The organism is Acinetobacter sp. NIOH-H-8, from assembly GCF_046635365.1.
Classification (GTDB): Bacteria; Pseudomonadota; Gammaproteobacteria; order Pseudomonadales; family Moraxellaceae; genus Acinetobacter.
This window is the reverse complement of sequence record NZ_JBHDVN010000072.1, coordinates 1-11831: the sequence shown is the minus strand read 5'-3', so window position 1 is coordinate 11831 and position 11831 is coordinate 1. Positions and strand designations below refer to the sequence as shown.

12 protein-coding genes are annotated in these 11831 nt (G+C 44.6%); 7 read left to right on the top strand and 5 right to left on the bottom strand.

The window, feature by feature from the left end; all coding sequences use genetic code 11:
- Window positions 1–186: 186 nt before the first annotated feature.
- Genes gatB through gatC form a run of 3 tightly spaced genes read right to left on the bottom strand, consistent with a single transcriptional unit; the run spans window position 187 to window position 3507 of the window.
- Window positions 187–1662, bottom strand: a complete 1476-nt coding sequence (gene gatB / locus ACEWB7_RS16120; RefSeq protein WP_004783102.1) for an Asp-tRNA(Asn)/Glu-tRNA(Gln) amidotransferase subunit GatB — start codon at window positions 1660–1662, stop codon at window positions 187–189.
- A complete protein-coding gene (gene gatA, locus ACEWB7_RS16115) occupies window positions 1662–3140 on the bottom strand; it encodes an Asp-tRNA(Asn)/Glu-tRNA(Gln) amidotransferase subunit GatA (protein WP_312318118.1) in 1479 nt (492 codons plus the stop codon). The genes gatB and gatA overlap by 1 nt, the downstream gene beginning before the upstream one ends.
- A 52-nt stretch (window positions 3141–3192) precedes the next feature.
- On the bottom strand, window positions 3193–3507 hold the full coding sequence (gene gatC / locus ACEWB7_RS16110; protein WP_005234479.1) for an Asp-tRNA(Asn)/Glu-tRNA(Gln) amidotransferase subunit GatC: 315 nt from the start codon (window positions 3505–3507) through the stop codon (window positions 3193–3195).
- 133 nt (window positions 3508–3640) lie between these two features.
- Between gatC and ACEWB7_RS16105 the strand changes: the two genes are divergently transcribed.
- The 6 genes from ACEWB7_RS16105 to ACEWB7_RS16080 all read left to right on the top strand — a co-directional run bounded on the left by ACEWB7_RS16105 (window position 3641) and on the right by ACEWB7_RS16080 (window position 8393).
- On the top strand, window positions 3641–4687 hold the full coding sequence (locus tag ACEWB7_RS16105; protein WP_005234480.1) for a rod shape-determining protein: 1047 nt from the start codon (window positions 3641–3643) through the stop codon (window positions 4685–4687).
- 16 nt (window positions 4688–4703) lie between these two features.
- Window positions 4704–5561 carry a rod shape-determining protein MreC gene (gene mreC / locus ACEWB7_RS16100; RefSeq protein WP_312318114.1) on the top strand — a complete coding sequence of 286 codons (858 nt, stop codon included), beginning with the start codon at window positions 4704–4706 and terminating at the stop codon, window positions 5559–5561.
- The gene (mreD, locus tag ACEWB7_RS16095; RefSeq protein WP_166139624.1) at window positions 5548–6039 is read left to right on the top strand and encodes a rod shape-determining protein MreD; all 492 of its coding nucleotides are present in this window, start codon (window positions 5548–5550) and stop codon (window positions 6037–6039) included. Before mreC ends, mreD begins: the two co-directional genes overlap by 14 nt.
- The gene (locus tag ACEWB7_RS16090) at window positions 6027–6593 is read left to right on the top strand and encodes a Maf family nucleotide pyrophosphatase (protein ID WP_180002471.1); all 567 of its coding nucleotides are present in this window, start codon (window positions 6027–6029) and stop codon (window positions 6591–6593) included. The genes mreD and ACEWB7_RS16090 overlap by 13 nt, the downstream gene beginning before the upstream one ends.
- 39 nt (window positions 6594–6632) lie before the next feature.
- On the top strand, window positions 6633–8087 hold the full coding sequence (rng, locus tag ACEWB7_RS16085) for a ribonuclease G (protein ID WP_034703386.1): 1455 nt from the start codon (window positions 6633–6635) through the stop codon (window positions 8085–8087).
- Between the two features lie 132 nt (window positions 8088–8219).
- The gene (locus ACEWB7_RS16080; protein ID WP_004783090.1) at window positions 8220–8393 is read left to right on the top strand and encodes a PA1571 family protein; all 174 of its coding nucleotides are present in this window, start codon (window positions 8220–8222) and stop codon (window positions 8391–8393) included.
- A gap of 157 nt (window positions 8394–8550) precedes the next feature.
- On the opposite strand, the gene ACEWB7_RS16075 is transcribed toward ACEWB7_RS16080, so the two are convergent.
- Both ACEWB7_RS16075 and ACEWB7_RS16070 read right to left on the bottom strand, forming a co-directional pair.
- Complete coding sequence (locus tag ACEWB7_RS16075; RefSeq protein WP_312318110.1) at window positions 8551–9933, bottom strand: wax ester/triacylglycerol synthase family O-acyltransferase; 1383 nt, start codon at window positions 9931–9933, stop codon at window positions 8551–8553.
- Window positions 9934–10105: 172 nt separating this feature from the next.
- On the bottom strand, window positions 10106–10840 hold the full coding sequence (locus ACEWB7_RS16070; protein ID WP_312318108.1) for a phosphoadenylyl-sulfate reductase: 735 nt from the start codon (window positions 10838–10840) through the stop codon (window positions 10106–10108).
- A 208-nt stretch (window positions 10841–11048) separates the two neighbouring features.
- Here ACEWB7_RS16070 and thrH point away from each other — a divergent pair, with 208 nt between their 5' ends.
- Entirely contained in the window at window positions 11049–11666 is a 618-nt protein-coding gene (gene thrH / locus ACEWB7_RS16065; RefSeq protein ID WP_312318106.1) for a bifunctional phosphoserine phosphatase/homoserine phosphotransferase ThrH, read from the top strand.
- Window positions 11667–11831: the final 165 nt, after the last annotated feature.

Sequence of the window (11831 nt, the reverse complement as noted above, 5' to 3'; positions counted from 1 at the left end):
GAAATTCATGCACGTGTAGCAGTCCTCAACCGATTTACGGAATTAGGTCGATCACTTACCCAAGTTACGCCTTAAATTTGGCTCAATTAGGGGCGCTTTGCATTTCAAATCTTTGTGCAACAAAGCCGCTATAAAGTAAAAAAACCCGCTCTAAAGCGGGTTTTTTTATTCCAAAATCAATCAGCCTTAACCAATCAATTTCTTCATCAATTCATTCACTTGAGCAGGGTTAGCCTTACCACGTGATGCTTTCATCACTTGACCAACTAGACCGTTGAAAGCTTTCTCTTTACCAGATTTATACTCTTCAACCATCTTCTCGTTAGCAGCAAGCACTTCTTTAATGATTGCTTCAATCGCGCCTGTATCAGTTTCCTGTTTCAAGCCTTTTTCCGCAATGATTTCGTCCGCAGTTTTGCCTTCTTCCCACATAAAGCCGAACACTTGTTTCGCGATCTTACCGCTAATAGTGTTGTCGACAATACGCGCAATCATACCGCCCAATTTCTCACTCGACACAGGAGAGTCGGCAAGGTCTAGGCCAGCTTTGTTTAAAGCACCGGAGAATTCACCCATTACCCAGTTTGCCGCAATCTTACCTTGTGCAGCACCGCCAGCAGCTTTCACCACATCTTCGTAAAACTCTGACATTTCACGAGTCAGGGTCAGTACGTGAGCATCATACTCAGTCACACCGAAGTCAGCCACGAAACGCGCACGACGAGCAGCAGGCAGCTCAGGCATTTGCGCTTTAATCGCTTCGATTTGCGCATCTGGAATCACCACAGGCAACAAGTCAGGATCCGGGAAGTAGCGGTAATCGTTCGCTTCTTCCTTAGAACGCATTGAACGGGTTTCCATCTTCACAGGGTCGAACAGACGAGTTTCCTGATCAATGGTGCCGTCCCATTCCAGAATTTCCATTTGACGTTCAATTTCAACATTGATCGCTTGCTCAATGAAACGGAATGAGTTCAGGTTTTTCAATTCACAACGTGTACCGAACGGTTGACCCGGACGACGTAAAGACACGTTACAGTCGGCACGGAACGAACCTTCTGCCATGTTACCGTCAGAAATGCCTAACCAGCGTACCAGCGTGTGAATCGCTTTAATATAAGCAACAGCTTCTTCAACCGAACGCATATCCGGTTCAGATACGATCTCAAGCAGAGGAGTGCCGGCACGGTTCAAGTCGATACCTGACATGCCTTCGAACTGGTCGTGGATGGATTTACCAGCATCTTCTTCAAGGTGAGCACGGGTCACGCCAATGCGTTTTACTGTGCCATCTTCAAGCTGGATGTCGATATGACCCAAGCCCACAATCGGATTGTCCATCTGACTGATCTGATAGCCTTTTGGAGAATCCGGGTAGAAATAGTTTTTACGTGCAAATACAGAAGCCTGATCGATATACGCATCGATACCCAGACCAAAGCGAATCGCAAGATCAACGACTTCTTTGTTTAATACTGGCAATACGCCCGGCATCGCAAGGTCTACAAGGCTCGCTTGAGTGTTTGGATCATTACCAAACTCGGTAGAAGAACCAGAGAAGATTTTAGATTTAGTCGCAAGCTGAGTGTGAATCTCGATACCAATAACGACTTCCCAACCGTCAATCAGGTTAGATTTTGGTTTAGCAGCGTTTTTAGCCATTATGCATTCTCCTCAGCAATTGCAGCGCGTTTAGTATGCCAATCGGTTGCTTGTTGATACTGATGTACCACAGACAACAATTGAGATTCTGACCAGTAGTTACCAATCAACTGTAAGCCAACTGGCAAGTTGTCTTTGTCAAAACCAACAGGCGCGTTAATCGCAGGAAGACCTGCAAGGTTTACCGCGATGGTATAGATGTCACCTAGGTACATTTCAACCGGAGACAGGTTTGCACCGATACGGTATGCAGTAGTTGGTGCAGAAGGCGCAGCGATGACATCTACAGATTCAAATGCTTTTAAGAAATCTTGCTGGATTAAACGACGTACTTTTTGTGCTTTCACATAATAAGCATCGTAATAACCAGCAGACAGAGCATAAGTACCGATCAGGATACGACGCTGAACTTCAGCACCGAACCCTTCTGAACGGGAACGTTTGTAAAGGTCGAGAAGATCTTTTGGCTCTTCACAACGGTAGCCATAACGTACGCCGTCATAACGAGACAGGTTAGAAGATGCTTCAGCCGGTGCGATCAGATAGTAAGTTGGAACATAAGCTTCAGTCATGTTGAGATCAATCTCAACCAGAGTTGCGCCCATTTCTTCCAGTTTTTTCAATGATTCTTCAACGCGTGCTTTCACGTCTGCATCCAGACCTTCAACATTGAAGTACTGTTTTGGAATACCAATGCGCAGACCTTTCACAGAAGTGCCGTTCAGGTTGGCAACGTAGTCATCAACATCTTTGTCTATTGATGTTGAGTCTTTGGCATCATGACCGGCCATCACATTCATCAGGTAAGCACAGTCTTCAGCTGAACGTGCCATTGGACCGCCTTGGTCCAAAGATGATGCATACGCGATCATACCGAAACGTGATACACGGCCATAAGTCGGTTTCAGACCAGTCAGACCACAAAAAGAAGCCGGCTGACGGATTGAACCACCGGTATCCGTACCGGTTGCAAATGGTGCCAGATCAGCAGCCACAACCGCAGCAGAACCGCCTGAAGAACCGCCTGGAACGTGATCCAGTGCCCAAGGGTTTTTGGTCGCGCCAAAATAAGATGACTCGGAAGTAGAACCCATGGCAAATTCATCCATGTTCACTTTACCAAGTGTGACTAAGCCCGCAGCTTTACCTTTCGCTACAACGGTCGCGTCGTAAGGAGAGATAAAATTGTCCAGCATTTTAGAACCGGCAGTGGTTTTAATGCCTTGGGTACAGAAAATATCTTTATGTGCAATGGGCACGCCAGTCAGGGCGGTGGCGTTGCCTGCTTTGATTGCAGCATCGGCAGCATCAGCTTGAGCTAATGCCTGTTCAGCAGTCACGGTCACATAAGCCTTGACCTGTGCATCAATTTTTTCGATGCGGTTTAAATAGTGTTGAGTCAATTCGCGGGATGAAAATTGAGCATTTGCCAAACCTTCAGTCAGTTCACGAATGGATAAGCGGTGTAAATCTGTCATGAGAAATAATTCTTTACGTTTAATTTAATAAAAAGAATGAACTGGGTAATAATTACTCAATCACGCGTGGGACGAGATACAAACCGTCCTGTACAGCAGGTGCAACTGCTTGGTATTCCTCACGATGATTACTTTCCGACACGACATCTTCACGTAAAGGCTGTGGGTGGTCGAAAGGGCTTTTCAGTGGTTCAACACCGTCAGTATCGATGCCTTTCAGGGTTTCCATCATGCCTAAAATTTTATTTAAACTTTGAGCATATTCAGCAGATTGCGTATCATTAAGAGATAACCTTGCGAGGTTGGCAATAGCTGAAACTGTTTCTGCATTTAAATCTGCAGAAGACTGTGCATCCGATGTAGACATAATATTACCTAATCAGTATTAAAAAAAATTCAAATTATCATGCGTTATGATAAGCGATTGACTTGTCCAAATCATCACATTTAGTTAAAGTGGCCACCTTGCGTCCATATAAAGTTTAACTGAGAACGTCCCCGTGATTCTAAAACGACTAATAGGCTTGTTTTCGCCAGATCTCGCTATTGATTTAGGTACTGCAAATACACTTATTTATGCGCCAGGACGAGGCATTATATTAAATGAACCGACGGTTGTAGCCATCCGTCACAGTGGTTCACATAAAATTGTTGCTGCCGTAGGTCTTGACGCGAAACAAATGCTTGGTCGTACCCCAGCAAATATTTCTGCAATCCGTCCGATGAAAGACGGCGTGATTGCGGATTTCGAAGTGACCGAAACCATGTTAAATCAGTTCATTGGTAAGGTACACGAAAAACGTTTATTCCCGCCAGCGCCACGCGTGGTGGTTTGCGTGCCATGTAAATCGACACTGGTTGAACGCCGTGCGATCCGTGAAGCAGTTTATAATGCGGGTGCACGTGAAGTACGTCTGATTGAAGAACCGATGGCTGCTGCAATTGGTGCAGGCATGCCGGTTGAGCAGGCATGTGGTTCGATGGTTGTCGATGTGGGCGGCGGTACAACTGAGATTGCAGTAATTTCATTGCAGGGCTGTGTATATGCAGACTCGCTGCGTATTGGCGGTGATGTATTTGATGAACAGATCATCAACTACGTACGTAAGGCACATGGTTGCGTGATCGGTGAAACCACAGCTGAAGTGATCAAAAAAGAAGTCGGCATGGCACTTCCAGATGAAGGTGCAAAACCACTGGAAATTGAAGTCCGTGGCCGTAACCTGGCTGAAGGTGTGCCTCGTGCGATTGTGGTGAACTCGGATGAAGTCACTCAAGCGATTTCTGATCCACTACAAAACATCGTGTCTGCGGTGAAATCTGCATTGGAACAAACACCTCCTGAACTGTCTTCTGACATCGCTGAACGCGGGATCGTATTGACTGGTGGTGGTGCATTGCTGCGTAACCTGGACAAGCTGCTTGCCAAAGAAACAGGTCTGCCTGTGGTGGTTGCTGAAGATCCACTGTCTTGCGTGACTCGTGGTGGTGGTAAGGTACTCGAATTCTTCGACAATCCAAATCATGACATGTTATTTGTAGGCTAAGACAAGGATTCGGCGGGTGCAAGCACATCTGTTTTCTCGACAACCGCCATCTTTTCGCTCTTTTATCATTGCACTGATAACATGTCTGGTGGTGCTGTTCTTTGACTGGCGCATGCCACATGTTGTTCAACCTGCAAGGGATGTTTTGTACGCGGCCTATAATCCCATTTATGCCGTGGCCAGCTATCCGGTACTGTCGCGAGAATGGCTGAATCAACAAACCAAATCTGAAGCACAACTGCGTCGTGAGAACACCGCGATGCAGGCTGAGCTATTGCAGGCGCAAGTTCGCCTACAAAAAATTGCAGAGCTTTCTGCAGAAAATACCCGTTTGCGCGGTCTTTTAGATACCCCTCTGATTCTTGATGGACGTATGGAAATTGCTGAGGTGATTGGTACCGATGCTGATCCGTTGCGCCATATCATCGTGATCAACCGTGGTTCCAATAACAAGCTGAAAGTCGGTCAGACCGTACTGGATGACATGGGGATTATGGGACAGATTATTGATGTCTATCCGCATAGTAGCCGGGTCATGCTGCTCTCTGATAAAGAACACTCCTTGTCGGTGCGTCTGGAATATACTGGCATGCGTGCCATTGTGTCGGGAACCGGGGATCTGGGACGCCTGAAAATGGAATATGTACCGACCAGCGCCAATATCAAAGTTGGTGAAAAAGTTTACAGTTCAGGTCTGGGACAGCATTTTCCGGCAGGTTATCTGGTGGGAACGGTATCTAACGTAAAACGGCATAATTCAGGGGAATTTGCTCAGATTGATGTCACTCCAGCAGCACAGTTGGCCGGTGGTCATCATGTCGTCGTGCTGTTCTCTGACTCATTAGCGATGGAGCAACCGCATGTCAATCGCTAAGATGCGACCTAAAACACATCGTGATCCTTTATTTGCCATTGTCATATCGGTGATCGTGGCTTCTGTTCTCTCAGTCTATCCACTGTCTTACGAGACTTCGGGATGGCGTCCATTATTTATGTTAATGGTTATGCTGTTCTGGGTATTGTGTCAGCCGACCTGGTGCGGGATCTGGTTTGCATTTGCTACCGGGATCTTCATTGATTTACTGCTTGATGCGCCCTTAGGTCTCAATGCGCTCAGCTTTATCATCATTGCTTTTGTGGCACGTTTCCTGACCCGTGAGCGCCGTATTCTGACCTTTGCTAATTTATGGGTCATTACGGCAATTGCGATTCTGGCACATTTGATGATTATCTTTTTTGCCCAGATTTCGACCGGCGTACAATTCTCATTTGCACGACATTGGATTCCCATGCTGACTAGTGTCATCATATGGCCCGTGCTTTATTACTTTTTGAGAAAATGGCGCATTTAATCCTCGCTTCCAGTTCCCCTCGACGCCGTGAACTTTTGCAGCAACTCGGGCTGAGCTTTGAGATCTGTAGCCCAGATGTAGACGAATCTGTACTGGAAAATGAATCCATTGCAGCCTATGTCGAACGTCTGGCGCAAGTCAAAGCGGAAGCGGTAGCCAAACTGTATCCGGATGCCATTATTATTGCTGCGGATACCAGTTTAGGTGTTAATAATGAGATTTTGGGGAAACCTGAATCCAAACAGCATGCCTTTGAAATGTGGGAAAAAATTTCAGGAAGATGGCATGATGTGTATACTGGGGTGTGCGTCCGCACAAAAGAAGAAAAATACAGTATAGTAGTCCGTACACAGGTTGAATTTCAGCCACTAAATAGCCATGATATGGAAAGTTACTGGGCAACAGGTGAGCCGCTTGGGAAAGCAGGTGCCTATGCAATACAGGGAATTGCAGCGCGTTATATTCCAAGAATAGAAGGTAGTTATTCTAATGTAGTGGGATTGCCACTATATGAAACAGTACAGTTATTGCAGACGGTTAAGGCACTAAATTAACTGCTGAAAAAGAATTCTTATAATGTTTTGAGTGTTGTTATGTCTGACGAGTTGTTGATTAACGTCACACCGATGGAATGTCGTGTGGCGTTGATTGAAAACGGCACGGTGAATGAACTGTTTGTCGAGCGTACGGCCAAGCGCGGATTGGTCGGGAATATCTATAAAGGAAAAGTGGTCCGGGTCTTGCCGGGCATGCAGGCCGCTTTTGTCGATATTGGCCTGTCCAGAACGGCATTTTTGCATATCAATGACATGGTCTGGCCACGTAGCCAGCCAACGCCGAATGTATTTGAGCTGTTGCAGCCAGGTCTGATTCTTACCGTTCAGGTGATGAAAGATATGCTTGGCACCAAGGGCGCTCGTCTATCTACTGATCTTTCTATTCCTTCACGTTATTTGGTCTTGATGCCATATGGCAATCATATTGGCGTATCGCAGCGGATTGAATCCGAAGATGAACGCAATCGTTTACGCTCGATCATTGAGCGTATTCAGGCAGAACACAAGTTGCCTGGCTCCGTGATTGTCCGTACTGCTGCGGATGGCATTGAAGAAGAGGCGATTGCACAGGATATGGCTTATCTGGCTAAACTCTGGGAATACATTCAGCGCAAACAAAAAGTCATCGCAGTGCCTTCATTGATCTTTGAAGAGCTGCCTTTGCCACAGCGTGTTATTCGTGACCTGGCCAATGAAGAAACCGAAAAGATCTATATCGATTCACGCGAAATTCACGGCAAGTTGAAAGAGTTTGTGGATGAGTTCGTGCCGAATATGAAAGACCGTTTACTGCATTATCCGGGCGAGCGACCAATTTTCGATTTGTACAATGTCGAAGAAGATCTGCAAAAGGCTTTACAAACCCGTGTCGCACTAAAGTCTGGCGGTTATCTGATGATTGACCAGACCGAAGCCATGACCACCATTGATGTTAATACCGGTTCTTATGTGGGCGGCCGCTCGCTGGAAGATACGGTGTTTAAAACCAATATGGAAGCCACACAGGTGATTGCACGTCAGCTGCGTCTGCGTAATCTGGGCGGTATTATCATCATCGACTTCATTGACATGCAGGAAGCCCAGCACCGTGAAGAAGTGATGAACCAGTTTGTGAAAATGTTGGAACGTGATCATGCCAAAACCAAGATCACCCAGGTGTCTGAACTGGGGTTGGTGGAGATGACGCGTAAGCGTACCCGTGAGTCTTTGGAACACTTGTTATGCGAGTCCTGTCCGACCTGTCAGGGACGTGGATATGTGAAAACAGCAGAATCAGTGTGTTACGAAATTTTTCGGGAAATCCTGCGCTATGCTCGCGCTTATGAATCACAAAGTGGCTTTACTGTCGTTGCCCATCCGGCAGTGATTGATCGGCTGTTGACTGCAGAAGCCCCGGCTGTGGCGGATCTGGAACACTTTATTAATCGTGTAATTAAATTCCAGGTCGAAAATTTATACACGCAAGAGCAATACGATATCATTCTCAGCTGAAATTGTAACAGAATATCGTTAAACACTTGTTACATCTGAAATTTTACAACTCTACTGATATTTACAATACTAGAAACATCAAATTAGCCAAAGCCTTTCTCCCAGTTCTAGGCTTAGCAAAAGGAGTCTATGATGAGTATGAGTAAAGTTGTAATCAATAAAAGCTTGAAACACGTATTAGAACCAAAGGCTGTGCATGCAGGATATATTGTGGATGAACGCGGGAATGAAGTTCAGATTACAGCTTCTATGATTCGCTCTGTCTGCCATCAGTTATTGAAACAATGTCGTACTATTAAAAGTTAATTAAACCAAAATAGATTGCGGTTGTATGAATTTCATTCAAGCTGTAAAAAGAATAAAATAAAGGGGCTTAAATTGCCCCTTTATTTTTTACTAAATGATTGGCAAAAGTGCTCACACACTTTTTAGCAGTCCATTGCCAGATTTTATTCGTCCGCGGCTAACTGACCGCTTTCAACTTTGGGACGGGTTCACCATCCACAATCCGTTCGAAGCGTTGAATTTCTTCTTCAAGATGAGTCAATAGATTCTGCATTTTGGGTAGAGCATTACGGCAAGCAGTAAGACCTACTTCAAGCTTGTCCATATAACTGGTCATGGTGATATTCAGTGCCTGTCCATCCAGTACAATCGAAGCCGGATATAAGGCTTCCAAGCGTGCACCGTTCCAATATAGAGGTTCCTGAGGACCAGGAACATTGGAAATGATCACGTTAAATGCCTGACGTTTTGGCATTAAGCCAGATGCAATATTGAATCCTGCAAGACCGTAGACAAAAGCACTATAGTTCAGAATCTGATTGGCATTCATGCGCTTAAAGCGTTCTTTAGCACTGAGTACACTGCGACGTACCGTTTTAAGACGCTCCAAAGGATCATCCTTATGCGTGCCCAGATTCGCCAGAATCATGGTAATACGGTTGGAAACATCGGAGTCATCGCTACGTAAAGAAGCGGGCACCATTGCAATTAATGGTTTTTTCGGCAAGGCATTTTGTGTGAGTAAATATTCGCGTAAGGCACCTGAACAGATCGCTAACACGATATCATTAATCGTTACACCTAAAGCTTTAGAAATATGACGTAAACGTGAGAATTCAAAAGATTGGGCTGCGAAACGACGTGAGGCACTGACACGCTGATTTAAAATAGAACTTGGTGCTTGAAAGCTGGACACATAATCCGGATTACGCCCCATATCTTTCAGTACGGTTTGTGATAATTCATAAGCCACTCGTGGCGTACATTCCAGCTGGCCTTTAATCGCCTGTAACACATTCTTCATGCGGCTGACTTTCGGCGCTTTCAGACGTTTTGCTCGTGGACCTTCTACACACCAAGGTGGCACAATACTTTTCGCATGTGGATCATGGGAAAGTGATTTTTCTACCAGACGCATGCCTGCAATACCATCTACCATCGCATGGTGAATCTTGAAGTACATGGCAAAACGGTTACCTTCAATGCCTTCAATAATATGACAGGTCCATAAAGGTTTAGCGCGGTCAATCAGTGCGCTGTGTTCTTGGGAAATATAAGTCAGCAGCTCGCGGATACGCCCAGGTTTCGGTAAGGCAATATGACGAAAATGATGATCTAAATCAAACTCTTCATCTTCATCCCAAAATAAACCGTTTAAATAGTTATTAAATGGAGGAATCGGTGAGGATTTGGAATTGCGAATATCAGTCACCAGATCCCGGATAAAAGAGGCTGGTGCATTGTCAGGAATTTGAAACAAAAATAACCCGCCTACATGCATAGGCTGCTGCCGTTTCTCTAAAGACAAAAAAATAAAGTCAATCGGATGTAATGGACGCATAGCGTAGATTGCCTCACTGCATTTTCTTCAGCTGCTCATGTATAAGCAACCTTGTTAGAATTATTGGTATCACATTACAAAGTATAGCGATTTTGTCGCATAAAGGTACTGATTTTTCTGTAGCCGATTGGTTCACAAAAAAACCACCCGACGAACGGATGGTTTTTTAAGATTATTTTTTCAAGTTCCCGGCATGCAAGCCACATTCTTTATGGGTGGCTTCTTCCCACCACCAGCGTCCTTCACGTTCATGCTGATTTGGCAGCACAGGACGGGTACAAGGTTCACAGCCAATGGAGATAAAACCTTTTTCATGTAGTGGGTTGTATGGAATTTCCATCATTCGGATATAATTCCACACATCTGCACTAGACCAGTTGGCAAGGGGATTATATTTAATCAGCTGTTTGCCTGGACCAGAAAAACCTTCATCAGATTGAACCACTGGAATGTCATTACGTGTTCCCGGGCTTTGGTCTTTACGCTGACCGGTAATCCAGCCATCTAAAGTTGCCAGTTTTTTGCGTAAAGGTTGCACCTTGCGGATTCCGCAACATTCCTGATGGCCGTCACGGTAGAAACTGAACAAACCTTTTTCAGTCGTCAGTTGTTGAATCGCATCTGTTTCCGGGAAACAGATTTCGATATCAATATTATAGTGCTGGCGAACTTTTTCAATAAATTGATAAGTCTCAGCATGCAGACGCCCTGTATCCAGGCTAAATACCCGGAAAGGTTTACCTAAATTAGATGCCATATCAATCAGTACAACATCTTCTGCACCAGAAAATGAAATGGCAATTTCGCCTCCCTGCTCGAGAGCAAGCGCTAAAATTTCACTTGGTGATTTATCTGCATATTCAGATGCAAGCGCATCTACCATAGCAATAGTGGGGATTTTGGTCATATGAGTCCTGGCGGCATAGGCTTGGAAATGACGTGGCCTATATGAATTTATTTCAGATTTATTCTATTTTAATAGAAATGCCCAAAGCTACTTATCACTAAAAAATAAATACTTATGAAAAAAACAGATTTAAAAAAGAACAGTGCAAAATCTTTTTCTTCAGCTATGATAGGGCAAAATTTTTTCAATACAACTGAGGGGATGCTTCATGGAAGTCGTATGTCTAGATCTAGAGGGCGTTTTGGTTCCAGAAATCTGGATCAATTTTGCTAAAAAAACAGGTATTAAAGAGCTCGAAGCAACGACACGTGATATTCCTGACTATGATGTGTTGATGACCCAGCGTTTGAATATTTTAAAACAGCATGGTTTGGGCCTAAATGATATCCAAGCCGTGATTGCGGATATGGGACCATTTGAAGGCGCTAAAGAATTTGTAGAATGGGTAAGTACTCATTTTCAGCTGATTATTCTGTCTGATACTTTCTATGAATTTGCTCATCCTTTAATGAAACAATTAGGCTGGCCAACGATTTTCTGTCATAAGCTGGAAACTGATGAAGAGGGCATGATCACTGCTTATAAACTTCGCCAGCCAGACCAGAAGCGTCAGGCAGTAAAAGCATTACATGATCTGAATTTCCGTGTGATTGCGGCCGGTGATTCATATAACGATACCACAATGCTGGGTGAAGCAGATCATGGCTTCCTGTTCGACGCACCAGAGAATGTGATTGCAGAATTCCCGCAATTCCCGCCAATTCATGGTTATGACGCATTGAAAGAAGCAATTCGTAATGCATCGGTACGTGATATTCCAGCTTAATATTTAAGTGTATGTAATAAAAGAAAGGGCGCTTATAGCCACTGCTGTCCCATAGTTTGCTTTAAATAAAAAAACCTGAGTCCTAACAGTTAAAATATGAGTGCAAACAAACACTTTAACGACCAGGATTCAGGTTTTGTCACATCAGAATACCGTATTTCATGA